The organism is Mariniluteicoccus endophyticus, assembly GCF_054780035.1.
The window spans coordinates 70,044-83,286 of the sequence record NZ_BAAGXC010000038.1 but is presented as its reverse complement, the minus strand read 5'-3'; the positions used below and the strand labels follow the sequence as shown (position 1 = coordinate 83,286).

At 69.8% G+C, this 13,243-nt stretch carries 16 protein-coding genes and 1 tRNA gene; 6 read left to right on the top strand and 11 right to left on the bottom strand.

The window, feature by feature from the left end; translation table 11 throughout:
- Nucleotides 1-45: 45 nt before the first annotated feature.
- The 4 genes from ACYVGD_RS15970 to ACYVGD_RS15955 all read right to left on the bottom strand — a co-directional run bounded on the left by ACYVGD_RS15970 (nt 46) and on the right by ACYVGD_RS15955 (nt 2,991).
- Nucleotides 46-426 carry a hypothetical protein gene (locus ACYVGD_RS15970; RefSeq protein ID WP_460744773.1) on the bottom strand — a complete coding sequence of 127 codons (381 nt, stop codon included), beginning with the start codon at nt 424-426 and terminating at the stop codon, nt 46-48.
- Between the two features lies 1 nt (nt 427).
- Nucleotides 428-757, bottom strand: a complete 330-nt coding sequence (locus tag ACYVGD_RS15965) for a hypothetical protein (RefSeq protein WP_460744772.1) — start codon at nt 755-757, stop codon at nt 428-430.
- A gap of 84 nt (nt 758-841) precedes the next feature.
- On the bottom strand, nt 842-1,036 hold the full coding sequence (locus ACYVGD_RS15960) for a hypothetical protein (RefSeq protein WP_460744771.1): 195 nt from the start codon (nt 1,034-1,036) through the stop codon (nt 842-844).
- A 308-nt stretch (nt 1,037-1,344) separates the two neighbouring features.
- Nucleotides 1,345-2,991 (bottom strand): helicase HerA-like domain-containing protein, encoded by a 1,647-nt coding sequence (locus ACYVGD_RS15955; RefSeq protein ID WP_460744770.1) that lies wholly within the window; start codon nt 2,989-2,991, stop codon nt 1,345-1,347.
- Nucleotides 2,992-3,097: 106 nt separating this feature from the next.
- On the opposite strand from ACYVGD_RS15955, the gene ACYVGD_RS15950 reads away from it, so the two are divergent.
- Nucleotides 3,098-3,391, top strand: a complete 294-nt coding sequence (locus ACYVGD_RS15950) for a type II toxin-antitoxin system VapB family antitoxin (RefSeq protein WP_460744769.1) — start codon at nt 3,098-3,100, stop codon at nt 3,389-3,391.
- A 68-nt stretch (nt 3,392-3,459) separates the two neighbouring features.
- Entirely contained in the window at nt 3,460-3,957 is a 498-nt protein-coding gene (locus ACYVGD_RS15945; protein ID WP_460744768.1) for a LytR C-terminal domain-containing protein, read from the top strand.
- 229 nt (nt 3,958-4,186) lie between these two features.
- On the opposite strand, the gene ACYVGD_RS15940 is transcribed toward ACYVGD_RS15945, so the two are convergent.
- From ACYVGD_RS15940 to ACYVGD_RS15920, 5 genes are all read right to left on the bottom strand, one after another.
- On the bottom strand, nt 4,187-5,704 hold the full coding sequence (locus tag ACYVGD_RS15940) for a potassium/proton antiporter (RefSeq protein WP_460744767.1): 1,518 nt from the start codon (nt 5,702-5,704) through the stop codon (nt 4,187-4,189).
- 409 nt (nt 5,705-6,113) lie between these two features.
- Nucleotides 6,114-6,201 (bottom strand) — tRNA-Ser (locus tag ACYVGD_RS15935).
- 56 nt (nt 6,202-6,257) lie between these two features.
- Nucleotides 6,258-7,442 (bottom strand): amino acid aminotransferase, encoded by a 1,185-nt coding sequence (locus tag ACYVGD_RS15930; protein WP_460744766.1) that lies wholly within the window; start codon nt 7,440-7,442, stop codon nt 6,258-6,260.
- Nucleotides 7,443-7,504: 62 nt separating this feature from the next.
- A complete protein-coding gene (locus tag ACYVGD_RS15925) occupies nt 7,505-7,942 on the bottom strand; it encodes a nucleoside deaminase (protein WP_460744849.1) in 438 nt (145 codons plus the stop codon).
- A 20-nt stretch (nt 7,943-7,962) separates the two neighbouring features.
- Nucleotides 7,963-8,568 carry a tRNA adenosine deaminase-associated protein gene (locus ACYVGD_RS15920; RefSeq protein ID WP_460744765.1) on the bottom strand — a complete coding sequence of 202 codons (606 nt, stop codon included), beginning with the start codon at nt 8,566-8,568 and terminating at the stop codon, nt 7,963-7,965.
- A gap of 106 nt (nt 8,569-8,674) precedes the next feature.
- Between ACYVGD_RS15920 and ACYVGD_RS15915 the strand changes: the two genes are divergently transcribed.
- Genes ACYVGD_RS15915 through ACYVGD_RS15905 form a run of 3 tightly spaced genes read left to right on the top strand, consistent with a single transcriptional unit; the run spans nt 8,675 to nt 11,207 of the window.
- On the top strand, nt 8,675-9,787 hold the full coding sequence (locus ACYVGD_RS15915) for a glutathione S-transferase family protein (RefSeq protein WP_460744764.1): 1,113 nt from the start codon (nt 8,675-8,677) through the stop codon (nt 9,785-9,787).
- Between the two features lie 54 nt (nt 9,788-9,841).
- Nucleotides 9,842-10,483 (top strand): uracil phosphoribosyltransferase, encoded by a 642-nt coding sequence (gene upp / locus ACYVGD_RS15910; protein WP_460744763.1) that lies wholly within the window; start codon nt 9,842-9,844, stop codon nt 10,481-10,483.
- Entirely contained in the window at nt 10,467-11,207 is a 741-nt protein-coding gene (locus ACYVGD_RS15905) for a DUF1345 domain-containing protein (RefSeq protein WP_460744762.1), read from the top strand. The genes upp and ACYVGD_RS15905 overlap by 17 nt, the downstream gene beginning before the upstream one ends.
- Before the next feature lie 44 nt (nt 11,208-11,251).
- On the opposite strand, the gene ACYVGD_RS15900 is transcribed toward ACYVGD_RS15905, so the two are convergent.
- Nucleotides 11,252-12,142, bottom strand: coding sequence for a 1,4-dihydroxy-2-naphthoyl-CoA synthase (locus tag ACYVGD_RS15900; RefSeq protein ID WP_460744761.1), 891 nt, complete (start codon nt 12,140-12,142; stop codon nt 11,252-11,254).
- Between the two features lie 4 nt (nt 12,143-12,146).
- Nucleotides 12,147-12,380 carry a hypothetical protein gene (locus ACYVGD_RS15895; RefSeq protein WP_460744760.1) on the bottom strand — a complete coding sequence of 78 codons (234 nt, stop codon included), beginning with the start codon at nt 12,378-12,380 and terminating at the stop codon, nt 12,147-12,149.
- Nucleotides 12,381-12,506: 126 nt separating this feature from the next.
- On the opposite strand from ACYVGD_RS15895, the gene ACYVGD_RS15890 reads away from it, so the two are divergent.
- On the top strand, nt 12,507-13,214 hold the full coding sequence (locus ACYVGD_RS15890) for a hypothetical protein (protein ID WP_460744759.1): 708 nt from the start codon (nt 12,507-12,509) through the stop codon (nt 13,212-13,214).
- Nucleotides 13,215-13,243 lie beyond the last annotated feature (29 nt).

The following is a 13,243-nucleotide window of genomic DNA, read 5'->3' as shown; positions in this document are numbered from 1 at the left end:
GCCCGGTTCGACCGGGCGGCGTTGCTCGTTGTGGGTGTCCGTGGTTCAGGCGGTGACGTTCACCATCACGACGTACGCCGTGGTGTCCTTCTTGCCGAACAGGCCCTTGACGCTGTCGACCACGCCCTCGCCGATCGCGCCCTTGCCGAATCGGTCGGCGACCGCGTCGCGGACCTCCTCGAACATGGGGCCCTCAGTGAGGACCTCGGCGCGGCCCTCCAGCAGCGGGACCTCGAGGTCGGGCTTGCCCGAGCGGTTGCACGCGCGCAGCATGACGACGGCCCCGTCGGCGAAGCGCGCGGCGGCGGTCTCGAGCTCGGTCCAGAAGCCGACGCGGAGGTCGGAGGCCGTGACCGCCTGCTCGATGGTGTCGACGTCGGGGTTGAACGTCGAGACGAGCACGTGCTCGGAGTCGGTGAGCGCCACCTCAGGCCTCCCGGTCGTCACCACGCGCGGCGGCGCGGTCGCGGATCTGCAGCTCACGGGCGTCGGCCGCGTCCTGCAGCGCCTTCTTGCGGACGCTGCCGGCGGTACGCATGGGCAGGCCGATGCCGAGACCGAGGACGAGGGCTCCGGCGGTGGCGAGCAGGGTGCTGGTGAGCACCTTCTGCCAGGGGCTGACGAACTCGGCGGAGCGGTTGGCGTTGGCGATCGCCATCATGCTGCGGATGTCCACCCAGGCGTTGAACAGGTAGTAGCCAGCAACGGCGAGGCCGACGACGCCGGCCAGCGCGAACAGGATCTTGAGGATCTTCATGCTCGTCAGCCTAGGGCTGGCGACGCCGGCGCGCAGCACCCAGAAACCCGCTCTGGCAAAGTTCTCACCGAGCGGTCAGGCTTCTCAGCGGTACCCGCCCAGCGAGCGGGCGTACGCGATGGCCTCCATCGCCAGCTCGAGGTTGGCCGCCGTGAACCCGTACGCCAGCCGCTGCGGGGCGCCGCCGCGCCGGCACCAGCCGACCCGGCGGGTGTCGTCGTGCGAGGTCTCCCCCGCCGCACCGGGCACCGCGTTGGCGCCGGTATGGGGAAGCACCATGCCGTGCAGGAACAGGTACGCGGACGGCCGGAGAGCTTTCCCGCGTCGCGGCGCTGGGTCCACCCGAACCCGAAGCTCACCAGCCCGAGGAGCACGACGAGGGCGATGGTGCCCCACGTGAAGACCGGGTTGCCCGACTGGGACAGCACCAGCACGGCGACGAGGACCGGGACGAGGACGCCTCCGCCCATGCAGCCCAGGCCTCACGAGCGGGTCTCTGCGAAGTCGAAGTCGATAGTGCGGTTGAGGTCGCCCAGGCCGTTGGTCCGGCCGAGCCAGACGATCTGGCTCGGCCGGGCTCTGGCTGGTCATCGACGGCGGCGCGCGGTGCCGAAGATCGAGCGGACGATCTCTCGGCCGGCGGTGCGAGCGATGTCGCGGAAGACGGGCGACTCGACGACCGACTCGACGAGGCCCTTCTCGTTGGCCTTCCGCTTCTCCTCGGCGAGGCGCTGCTTCTCGGCCTCGCGCGCGGCTCGCTCCGCCTCCTTCTGGGCCTCCTTCTCGGCAGCCAGTCGCGCCTTCTCGTCGAGCTTGGCCTGGGCCTCGGCGGCCTTGGCCTGCTCGGCGGCGACGCGCTCGGCCTCGGCGGCCTTCGCCCCCTCCTCCACGCGGGTGGCCAGCATCTCGCGGGCGGACTCACGGTCGATCGCCTGGCCGTACTTCGCCATGAGCGGCGAGCCGGCGATGCCAGCCTTCAGCTGGTCCTCCGGCGTCGGCGCCATGAGCGACTGCGGTGCGCGCATGCGCGTCCACGCGACGGGCGTCGGGGCGCCGTCGGGATCCATGACGGTGACGATCGCCTCGCCGATGCCGAGCTGCTGGAGCACCTCGGCCAGGTCGTACGGCGACTTCGGGAACGTCGCGACGGTCTGCTTGAGCGCCTTGGCGTCGTTGGGGGTGTGGGCGCGCAGCTGGTGCTGGACGCGCGAGCCGAGCTGGGCGAGCACGTCGTCGGGGACGTCCTTCGGGGTCTGGGTCACGAAGAACACGCCGACGCCCTTGGAGCGGATGAGGCGTACGGTCTGGGCGATCGCGTCGAGGAACGCCTTGGACGCGTCGTTGAACAGCAGGTGGGCCTCATCGAAGAAGAAGACCAGCTTGGGCTTGTCGACGTCGCCGACCTCGGGCAGGTCGTGGAACAGGTCGGCGAGCAGCCACATCAAGAACGTGGAGAACAGCTGGGGGCGGTCCTGGACGTTCGGCAGCTCGAGCAGCGAGATGATGCCGCGGCCGTCGGTCGTGACGCGCATGAGGTCGGAGGTGTCGAACTCTGGCTCGCCGAAGAACTGGTCGGCGCCCTGGTCGGACATCGTGATCAGGGAGCGCAGGATGACGCCCACGGTCGCCGCCGAGAGGCCGCCGATCGTCTTCAGCTCCTCCTTGCCCTCGTCGGAGGTGAGGTGGGTGAGCACGGCGCGCAGGTCGGTCAGGTCGAGCAGCGGCAGGCCCTGCTGGTCGGCGTAGTGGAACACCAGGCCGAGCGAGCTCTCCTGGACGTCGTTGAGGCCGAGCACCTTCGACAGCAGCGTCGGGCCGAAGCTCGTCACCGTGGCGCGCACCGGCACACCGTTGCCCTGGCCGCCCAGCGCGTAGAACTCGACCGGGCACGCCTGCGGCTGCCAGTCCTGGCCCATCTTCTGGGTGCGCGCCGTCAGTTTCTCGTTGGACTGTCCGGGCGAGGCGAGGCCCGAGAGGTCGCCCTTGATGTCGGCGGCGAACACGGGTACGCCAGCGGCGGAGATCTGCTCGGCGAGGCCCTGTAGCGTCTTCGTCTTGCCGGTGCCGGTCGCGCCGGCGACCAGGCCGTGTCGGTTCAGCATGCCCAGCGGGATGCGTACCTTCGCCGACGGCACGGGGGCGTCGTTCTCCACAAGGACGCCCAGCTCGATGGCGGGCTCTTCGAACGTGTAGCCGGTCGTGATGGTCTCGGCGTACGCAGCTGTTTCGCTCATGCCAGCAAGAATCCCATACGGCACCGACGGATTCGTTATGCATTCCCAACCAAATCGTGATCTGGCGGGAACCGGCTCCCCCGTCGGTATTGACTACAGTGGCCGCGTGATCTTCAAGCGAGTCGGCGACACCCGCCCCTACCCGGACCATGGCTATGTCCAGAAGCAGTGGGCCGCCATCGCGCCGCATCAGGTGCGCCTCGACCAGCTGGTCACCACCAAGCGCACCCTCGACCTCGAGGCCCTGCTGGAGGAAGACTCCACGTTCTACGGAGACCTGTTCGCCCACGTCGTGGCGTGGCGCGGGGAGCTCTACTTGGAGGACGGTCTCCACCGGGCGCTGCGCGCCGCGCTGCAGCAGCGTCAGACGATGCATGCCCGGGTACTGGAGCTGAGGTAGTAAAGTCCTGCGGACAGCAATTTCCTCGAGCAGGATCGGAGACCCCTGTGGCCAGTCAGTACTGGAGGATGCTCAAGACTCCCCTGACGCTGCTCCTCGTGCTCGGACTGCTGCTCTTCGCCTACAAGTGGGGCATGGCCAAGGTAACCGCGCCCCTCGGGCCGAAATACGTCAAGCCGTGCGTCCAGACCCCGATCAACAACGGGGTGCTCGATTCGTCCCAGGTCGTCGTACGCGTCCACAACGGCTCGAAGCTCCGCGGCAAGGCCGGTGACGTCTCCCAGCAGCTCCGCAGCCACGGCTTCAAGGTGACCAAGGTTGGCAACGCCGAGCAGCGCTCGCCCAAGACCCAAGTCATCGGGTTCTCCGCCGACGCGCCCGAGGTCCAGCTCGTGGCCGGGTGGTTCACCAAGGCCGAGAAGGTCGGCGACGCGACCCGCGCCGACCACGCCGTCGAGGTGCTCATCGGCAACGACTACGACGCCATGCAGAAGCAGGCCCCCACGACCATCCCCGTGGGACAGCCCACCCTGTGCCTCCCGGAGCCCCCGACCACCCTCGAGTGAGGCCGTCCCACGAGGGCCCGTCCAGAACTTCATCGCCCCGTGCCGGTTCCCGAGGACATGCGGGGCGATCTCGTCGTTCGGCGCAGGTCGGTCGGCGCGCGAGCCGGTCGGTCGGTGTGGGCCGGGTCGGCCGGTGCAGGTCGGTCGGCGCGCGAGCCGGTCGGTCGGTGTGGGCCGGGTCGGCCGGTGCGGGCCGGGTCGGCCGGTGCGGACAGATGGGTGGACCAGGTCAGTCGGTGTCGGCCTCGTCGGGCGCACCCAGGCCTCGGCGCCAGCGTGCGAGGCGTCCCCGCTGGCCGACCTCACGGAGGCGCTCCTCGACCATCATCCGGTGACGGGTCGGGGTCACGACCAACAGCTCGTCCCCCGTACGCAGCAGCGTCCGCTCGTCGGGGGCGAACGGCTCCTCACCGCGGATGACCAGCGAGACCACGGCGTCCCGGGGCAGACGCAGCTCGCCGATCTCCACGCCCGCGAGCTGGGAGTGCTCCGGCACGCGGACCTGGACCAGCTCGGTGTGGATGCGTTCCATGGGGGCGACCTCGACCTCGACGTCGGTGGGCCCGGCGTCGGTCAGGCCGAGCATTCGGGCCGTCCACGGCAGGGTCGGGGCTTGGACGACCGTGAAGACGACGACGAACACGAGCACGACGTCGAAGAGCTTCTCCGCACCGTTGACCCGGTCGACCAGCGGCACCGTCGCGAGGATGATCGGCACCGCCCCGCGCAGGCCCGCCCACGACAGGAAGACCTGTTCCCGCAGCGGGACCCTGAACCAGACCGCCGCCGCGTACACCGACAGAGGGCGGGCGACGAGCGTGAGAAAGACGCCGAAGACGAGAGCCATGCCCACGGTCCCCCAGGTGATCCGCCCCGGCGAGGCCAACAGGCCCAGCATGACGAAGAGCCCGATCTGGGCGATCCAGCCGATGCCCTCGACGAACGAGCGGGTCGCCTGGCGGTGGGGCAGGCCGCCGTTGCCGAGCATCACGGCACACACATAGACGGCGGCGAAGCCGGATGTGTGCACGAACACGCCCAGGCCGTAGGCGAGGATCGCCCACACCAGTGCGGCGAGCGGGTACAGGCCCGCGCTGGGCAGGGCGATGTTGCGCAGAAGCTTCACGCCGAACCAACCCAGCACCACGCCGATGAACAGCCCGCCGGCGAGCTCGAACCCCACCATCAGGACGAAGGCACCGAGCCCCTCCCCCGCATGGCCGGCGGCGTACGCGCTGGCGGCGCTCACCAGAAGAACCGTCGGGGCATCGTTGAGACCGGACTCGGCCTCCAGCGTCGAGCGCAGCCGCGACGGCAGCGGCACCTTGCGCAGCACCGAGAACACTGCCGCCGAGTCGGTCGGCGAGCACACAGCGCCCAGGAGCACCGCGATCCACGGGTCGAGCCCCAGGACGACATGGCCGAAGAGGAAGCACGCCCCCACGCTCACGCCGATGCCGGCGGTCGCGAGCAGGCCCGCGACGGGGATCGCCCCCTTGATCTCGACCCAGCGGGTCGTCAGTCCGCCCTCGGCGAGGATCAGCACGAGCGCGGCGAAGCCCAAGGAGTGGGCCAGCGACGCGTCCTCGAACTGGATGCCGAAACCGGCCTCGCCCAGGCCTATGCCGAGGCCGAGGAAGAGCAGCAGCGAGGGCAGGCCCATCCACGAGCCGATGCGTGACGAGACGATGGCGACCATCACCACAGCCGATCCGACGAGCATCAGCTGGTCGAGGTCCATCGCCATCCGGGCCTCCTGCGTGTTGTGGTGACCCTATTTTTTCACAGACGGACGCCTCGGCGCGCGTCTGCTCAGCGGCTGCGTCGGTGGCGCGTACGCACGGCCTCGAGCATCGCCACGACCGACTGCACCGTCTGGTCGACCGCTGCTGTGCGACCGCCGTGAACAGGCAGTCGACGACGACGAGCATTGTGAGCCGGGAGGCCGCCGCGCCGCCGCGCATCGGCGTCTCGTCGGCGGCGGTGTTCAGCACGGCCCCGGCCACCAATTCACTGGTGATCGCGTGGAAAGTCTCGCCGTTCGGCATGTGTCCCGAACGCCCGCGTGGTGGGCGTCCGCCGCCGGCAGCAGACGCCACCGCCGATGCCCCCGAACGCAGAAAGGGCCGGACCCGATGGTCCGACCCTTTCCGATCTGGCGGTGACGGCGGGATTTGAACCCGCGGTAGGTCTCCCTACACTCGCTTTCGAGGCGAGCTCCTTCGGCCGCTCAGACACGTCACCGTCGAGAGACATTACCTTCTTTGATTCGATGACGCCAATCGTTCACCCGGTGGCCGTCACACGGCGGCGACCCCCGCGACGACGCGCTCGAGGTTCCCGGGGTTCAGCGCCGCGACGCAGATGCGCCCGCTGTCGAGGCCGTAGACGCCGTGCTCCGCACGCAGGGCCTGCATCTGCTCCGGGGTGAGGCCGGAGTAGGAGAACATGCCGTTCTGGGTGGTGATGTAGTCGACGTCCATGTCAGGACGGGCGGCGCGCAGGCCGTCGCGCAGGCCCTGGCGCATCTCCTTGATGCGGTTGCGCATGCCAGCGAGTTCGTCCTCCCACTGGTGGCGCAGCTCGGGGTCGGTCAGGATCGTCGACACGATCTGGGCGCCCGTGGTGGGCGGGTTGGAGTAGGTCGTGCGCACGATGATCTTCAGCTGCGACATGACCCGGGCAGCCTCGTCCGCGTTCCCGCAGACCACCGACAGCGCACCGACACGCTCGCCGTACAAAGAAAACGTCTTCGAGAACGAGTTGGTGACGAACGTCGTCACACCGGCCTCGGCGAAACGGCGAACGACGGCGCCGTCCTCCTCGATGCCGTTGGCGAAGCCCTGGTAGGCAATGTCGAGCATCGGGACGAGGTCGCGACGCTGGACGACGTCGAGGACGCGGCCCCACTCGTCGGGGTTCAGGTCGTACCCCGTCGGGTTGTGGCAGCAGGCGTGCAGCACGACGATCGTGCGCTCGTCGAGGCCCTCGAGGGTCGCGATCATCCCGTCGACGTCGACCGCGCGGTTGGCGGCGTCGTAGTAGGGGTAGGTCTCGACATCGAATCCGGCGCGGGCGAACAGGGCGCGGTGGTTCTCCCACGAGGGGTTCGAGATGTAGACCTGCGCGTCGGGATTCACCGACTTGAGAAAGTCCGCGGCGATCTTCAGGGCGCCCGTGCCGCCCAGCGACTGCACGACGGCGATGCGGTCACGCTCGACGGACGGGCCGAAGACGAGCTCGGCGACGGCGTCGTCGTAGGCCTTCAGGCCGTCGATGGGCAGGTAGCCGAAGGGCTTGTGGGCCTCGGCGAGCTTCGCCTGGGCAGCCTTGACGCACTCCAGAAGGGGCACCTTGCCGGACTCGTCGGTGTAGACGCCGACGCCGAGGTTCACCTTGTCGGGGCGCGTGTCGGCGTTGTAGGCCTCGGTGAGGCCGAGGATCGGGTCGCGGGGCGCGCGCTCGACGCTGCTCAGGATGCTCATGGTGCCCATCCTGTCACCCCGACTGCGGGGGGTGCACCGCGTTCCGCCCTGCGTAACCGCGCTCAGTCGTCGCGGCGGGCGGCGAAGAAGGTACGCAGCAAAGCGGCGCACTCGTCCTCGCGGAAGCCGCCCATCACCTCGGGGCGGTGGTTGAGGCGTGGGTCGCGCACCACGTCGAACAGGGACGCCACCGCGCCGGCCTTCGGGTCGAACGCGCCGAAGACCACGCGGGCCACGCGGCTGAGCACCAGCGCACCGGCGCACATCGTGCAGGGCTCGAGGGTGACGACGAGCGTGTGCCCCTCCAGGCGCCACTCCCCCGACGCCTCGGCAGCTCGGCGCAGTGCCAGAACCTCCGCGTGGGCGGTCGGGTCGCCGGTGAGCTCGCGCTCGTTGCCGGCGGTCGCGACGAGCTGGCCGTCGGCGTCGAGGACGACGGCACCGATCGGCACGTCGCCCTGGGCGCGCGCCGCACGGGCGGCCTCGAGCGCGACGCCCATGGCGTCGTGGAGCCGCACGGTCAGTCGTCGAAGGCGTCGAGCGCCTTGCGGAACTGGTCGCCGGCGCCCATCTTCTCGGCGATCCGCGTCATCAGCTCGTCGACGTCCGAGTCGAGGTCGTCGCAGATCTGCTCCATCTCGAACTCGCTGATGCCGAGGTCCTCGAGCATGCCGAGGTCACCCAGGGGCTCCGAGTCGTCCTCGTCGTCTGGGGCGTCCTCGCCGAGGAAGTCGGCGACGTCGCGGGCGATCGGCCAGTCGTTGGCCGCGTACCCGTCGGACAGGAGGGCCTGGACCTTGGCACCGCGCACACGGCAGATCACGAAGACCTCGTCGGCGAGCGAGACCATCCCGAGCGCACCGGCGTCGGCGGGCAGGCGGCGCAGCTGGGAGATGAGCTCGTCGAGGTCGTTGGCGAGGTCCTTGGCCAGCGGGGTCGCCACGGCGGCACCGTCCTCGCGGTGGACGCCGATGACCAGGTCGATGTCCTCGTCGGTGGCGTCCTCGAGGTCGTCGTAGTCGTCGAAGTCGTCGAGCGGGTCGACGTCCTCGTCCGGACCGTCGGCGGCATCACGACCGCGCAGGTCGAACGACTCGTAGTCGTCGTCGGCGTCGTAGTCGCTCATGCCAGCTCCTCGGTGGGGGTCGATCTCGACGCCATCGTGTCAGATCTCGAGCCCTGGCACGAGACCCACCCGCGAACACGTCCGGCGTTATGGTTGAATGGTAAACATGAATGACTCGGGGGCGACCAAGCGAGCGGCCTACGTGGAGCTCGGCCAAGACTTCAGGCGGGACATGAACTACATCCAGGACCGCGTCGTCGCCGACGCATCGGCGGGCACCGACCCGCAGGGGCGTCGGCTGTGGCCGGTCCAGTCTGGTCGCTACCGTCTCATCGCCGCTCGGGCCTGCCCGTGGGCCAACCGCACCATGATCGTGCGCCGCCTGCTCGGCCTCGAGGACGCCATCTCCCTCGGCATGCCCGGCCCGACCCACGACGTCGACTCGTGGGTCTTCGACCTCGACCCCGGCATGGTCGACCCGGTGCTCGGGTTGACCCACCTCAAGCAGGCGTACGACAACCGCGTGCCCGACTACCCGCGCGGCATCACCGTGCCCGCCCTCGTGGACATCGAGACCCAACGGGTCGTCACCAACGACTTCGCCCAGATCACTCAGGACTTCGCGCTCGAGTGGACCGCCCACCACCGCGAGGGCGCCCCCGACCTGTGGCCCGCCGAGACCCTCGACGAGATGCATTCGGTGATGGAGATGGTCTTCACCGAGGTCAACAACGGTGTCTATCGCTGCGGGTTCGCCGGCTCGCAGGAGGCGTACGATGCCGCATACGACCGGTTGTTCACCGCCCTCGACACGCTCGACGAGCGCCTGCGTACGCGCCGCTTCCTCATGGGCGGTCAGATCACCGAGGCCGATGTACGCCTGTTCACCACACTCGCCCGGTTCGACCCCGTCTACCACGGCCACTTCAAGTGCAACCGCCAGCGGCTGTCCGACTTCGGCGCGCTGTGGGCGTACGCGCGCGACCTCTATCAGACCCCGGGATTCGGCGACACGATCGACTTCGTGCAGATCAAGCAGCACTACTACGTGACCCACAGCGACATCAACCCCACGCAGGTCGTCCCCGCGGGGCCCGACCTGTCGGGCTGGCTCGCACCGCACCACCGCGAGGAGCTCGGCGACCGGCCCTTCGGCGACGGCACGCCACCCGGCCCGGTCGCCGCAGGCGAGGAGGTCCCGCACGCCCACACCGCGCACGGCACAGGCCGCCCCACGGCCGACGAGACGGCCCACGCGCTGGCGTACCTGACCCGCTGACCGCACGGGCCGCGCGCCTGTAGGCTCACGCCGAGAACCTTCGGAAGGGGCCCCATGCAGGTCATCGACGTCAACCACCCGCTCGTGGAGCACAAGCTCACCATCCTCCGCGACCAGAAGACCGACTCGCCGACCTTCCGTCGCCTGACCGAGGAGCTTGTGACGCTGCTGGGCTACGAGGCGACGCGCGAGATCCGCGTGCGCGAGCACACCGTGCAGACCCCCGTCGCCGAGGCGAAGGGCGTCCATCTGGTGTCCCCGCCGCCGCTCGTCGTGCCGATCCTGCGCGCCGGCCTCGGCATGCTCGAGGGCATGACGCGGCTCATCCCCAGCGCCGAGGTGGGATTCGTCGGCATGGTCCGCGACGAGGCGACCCTCGAGCCGTTCACGTACGCCGAGCGCCTGCCCGCCGACCTGTCGGGCCGCCAGTGCTACGTGCTCGACCCGATGCTGGCCACCGGCGGCTCGCTGGCCGGGACGATCAACTTCCTTGTCGGTCGCGGCGCCGACCACATCACATGCATCTGCCTGCTGGCCTCGCCCGAGGGCATCGAGCGCCTCGAGGGGCTGCTGGCCGATCTCGAGGTGCCATGCACGCTGGTCGTCGCGGCGATCGACGAGAAGCTCAACGAGGTCGGCTACATCGTCCCCGGCCTCGGCGACGCGGGCGACCGCCTGTATGGCCTCGCCCAGTGAGACCACGCCGCGACGCCCCTGGCTCGCCTCGGAGCTGAACCGAAGCGTCGTCGGATCGGTCTTCGGCGCGATCGGCTTCGTCGTGCTGATGCCGACGGGAGAGGACGTGTCGCTGCGGACGCTGTACGCCAGCCGCGCCATGCAGGCGTTCTGGTCGTTCTGGGCGGCCTACTCGGCGGCCTCGGCGCTGACGATCCCCCTGGCGTTCCGGGGGCTGAAGGGTGACGCGCTCGCCGACGCCGTGCTGAACGGCGATGACCAAGGAGCCGCATGGGTGCGTCGCATGATGCGCCATCCGTGGGGCCGCTCGTTCCTCGTCGGCGGCGGCACACTGTCGTTGTCGCTGACCATCTCGCTGACGAGCCTGATGATGATGGTGCTGCTCCTCGCACTGGAGGCGCTGGACCGCATGAGCGCCACGATGACCGTCATCGGCATCGCCGCGACCATCGGCTCGTGGCTCTACCTGTGGATGATCTACGCGCTGCAGTACGCGCGCGAGGACCTGCGTACGCGGTGCCTCGAGTTCCCGGGCGAGGAGCGCGAGCGCGAGTTCAGCGACTACGTGTACGCGGCCATGGCCGGCCAGGTGACGTTCGGCACCACCGACGTCGCCGTCACCACCGCGGCGATGCGCCGCCACGTGACCGTCCACGGCCTGCTGGCGTTCGTGTTCAACACGATCATCCTGGCCGTGGTGATCAGCCTGCTGGCCGGCGGCTGAGCCGACTCCTGGGCAGCACGGTCGCTGCCTCGCCGCACCCCTGCTCAGTAGTAGTACGGGAACTTCGACCAGTCGGGGTCGCGCTTTTCGAGGAAGGCGTCGCGGCCCTCGACGGCCTCGTCGGTCATGTACGCCAGGCGCGTGGTCTCGCCGGCGAAGACCTGCTGGCCGACGAGCCCGTCGTCGATGGCGTTGAACGCGTACTTGAGCATGCGCTGAGCGGTCGGGGACTTGCCGCAGATGGTCGCGGCCATCTCGAGGCCGAGGTCCTCGAGGTCGTCGTGGTCGGCGACGCGGTTGACGGTACCCATCTCGTACGCGCGCTGCGCGTCGTAGGTCTCGCCGAGGAAGAAGATCTCGCGGGCGATCTTCTGACCCACCTGCCGGGCGAGGTATGCCGACCCGAAGCCGCCGTCGAACGAGCCCACGTCGGCGTCGGTCTGTTTGAACCGCGCGTGCTGGCGCGAGGCGATGGTCATGTCGGACACGACGTGGAGAGAGTGTCCGCCACCCGCGGCCCAGCCGTTGACCATGGCGATGACGACCTTCGGCATGAAGCGCATCAGGCGCTGCACCTCGAGGATGTGCAGGCGTCCCGCACCCGCCTTGTCGACGGTCTCCGCGGTCTCGCCCTCGGCGTACTGGTAGCCCGAGCGGCCGCGGATGCGCTGGTCGCCGCCGGAGCAGAACGCCCAGCCGCCGTCCTTCGGCGAGGGGCCGTTGCCGGTCAGCAGCACGCAGCCCACGTCGGACGACATGCGCGCATGGTCGAGCGCGGTGTAGAGCTCGTCCACCGTGTGCGGGCGGAACGCGTTGCGGACCTCGGGGCGGTCGAACGCGACACGCACCACCGGTACGTCCTTGGCGCGGTGGTAGGTGATGTCGGTGAAGTCGAACCCGGCGACGGGCTCCCAGAGCTCAGGCTTGAAGGTCACCCGGTCACGATAGCCGGGCGGCACCGGCGGGGTCACCGTCGGCCGCGGACCCGGGGTCGTCCGTCTCCCACCAGCGGTCCTCCGCCTCCTCCGCCGCATCGAACGGCAGGCTCTCGTCGATGGCGGGCAGGTCGGCGGTGGGCATGGGCTCACCCGGGGCGGGCGCGTCCTCGGCGTGGTCGAGGTCGCCCGAGGCGTGCTGCGCCTCCTCGGTGGCCGGGCGGGGATCCTGCGTCATAGGGCCAGCGTACGGGCGGAGCATCGCCAGCACCAGAGGTACGCGGCCGGCACCCGCACACGCCTGACGCCACATGTGGCGTCACTAGGATTGATTTTGACGCCACCAAGGCGCACACTTGACGTCATGGAGCTTTCGAAGTACATCACCGCAGTCCAGGAGCAGATGGCCAACGCCACCGCCTTGGCCGAAGAGAACCATCAGCAGGTGGCGCAGAAGCTGGGATCCGCCCTGGGGCCCGCCCTGCGCCTCGCGCTGATCGAGGCGGTCGCCGACGCGGCCACCGAGATCGGCCGGTCCATCGACGGCGACGTGCGGGTCCACATGGATGGTCTGACACCGAAGTTCACCGTCACCCAGACCACTGCCGAGGACACCACCGACGACGACGTCGCCCAGGTCCTCGACGACGACTCCGATGAGGAGATGGCGCGCGTCTCGCTGCGGCTGCCCCAGTCGGTCAAGACCAAGATCGACGTGCTCGCCGCCGCCGAGGGCCTGTCCACCAACGCGTGGCTGACCCACGCCGCCATGGCCAAGATCGCCCGCATCCAGCGCGGCCGCCTCGGCGGTCCGGGTGGCCCGGGTGGTCCCGGTTTCGGCGGCCAGGGCGGCCCCGGATTCGGCGGCCCCGGATTCGGCGGCCCCGACTTCGGTGGACCTGGCCCCTTCGGTCCCGGCGGTCCCGGCGGTCCCGGCGGTCCCGGTGGCCGTCGCGGACGCCGCCGCGGTGCACGGCGGGGCCACGGTCCCGGGGGCTTCGGCCCTGGCCACGGCCCCGACGGCGAGCCGCCCGCACACCCGGAGCCCCCGCAGCGCGAGGGCGATCGCTGACACCTCCACGACAGGCCGAAATGACAGGC

Coding starts and splice junctions, on each gene's coding strand:
- ACYVGD_RS15965 (WP_460744772.1), bottom strand. CDS start 757: ATGAAGATCCTCAAGATCCTGTTCGCGCTGGCCGGCGTCGTCGGCCTC.
- ACYVGD_RS15960 (WP_460744771.1), bottom strand. CDS start 1,036: ATGGTGCTTCCCCATACCGGCGCCAACGCGGTGCCCGGTGCGGCGGGG.
- ACYVGD_RS15955 (WP_460744770.1), bottom strand. CDS start 2,991: ATGAGCGAAACAGCTGCGTACGCCGAGACCATCACGACCGGCTACACG.
- ACYVGD_RS15945 (WP_460744768.1), top strand. CDS start 3,460: ATGCTCAAGACTCCCCTGACGCTGCTCCTCGTGCTCGGACTGCTGCTC.
- ACYVGD_RS15940 (WP_460744767.1), bottom strand. CDS start 5,704: ATGGCGATGGACCTCGACCAGCTGATGCTCGTCGGATCGGCTGTGGTG.
- ACYVGD_RS15930 (WP_460744766.1), bottom strand. CDS start 7,442: ATGAGCATCCTGAGCAGCGTCGAGCGCGCGCCCCGCGACCCGATCCTC.
- ACYVGD_RS15925 (WP_460744849.1), bottom strand. CDS start 7,942: ATGGGCGTCGCGCTCGAGGCCGCCCGTGCGGCGCGCGCCCAGGGCGAC.
- ACYVGD_RS15920 (WP_460744765.1), bottom strand. CDS start 8,568: ATGAGCGACTACGACGCCGACGACGACTACGAGTCGTTCGACCTGCGC.
- ACYVGD_RS15915 (WP_460744764.1), top strand. CDS start 8,675: ATGAATGACTCGGGGGCGACCAAGCGAGCGGCCTACGTGGAGCTCGGC.
- upp (WP_460744763.1), top strand. CDS start 9,842: ATGCAGGTCATCGACGTCAACCACCCGCTCGTGGAGCACAAGCTCACC.
- ACYVGD_RS15905 (WP_460744762.1), top strand. CDS start 10,467: ATGGCCTCGCCCAGTGAGACCACGCCGCGACGCCCCTGGCTCGCCTCG.
- ACYVGD_RS15895 (WP_460744760.1), bottom strand. CDS start 12,380: ATGACGCAGGATCCCCGCCCGGCCACCGAGGAGGCGCAGCACGCCTCG.
- ACYVGD_RS15890 (WP_460744759.1), top strand. CDS start 12,507: ATGGAGCTTTCGAAGTACATCACCGCAGTCCAGGAGCAGATGGCCAAC.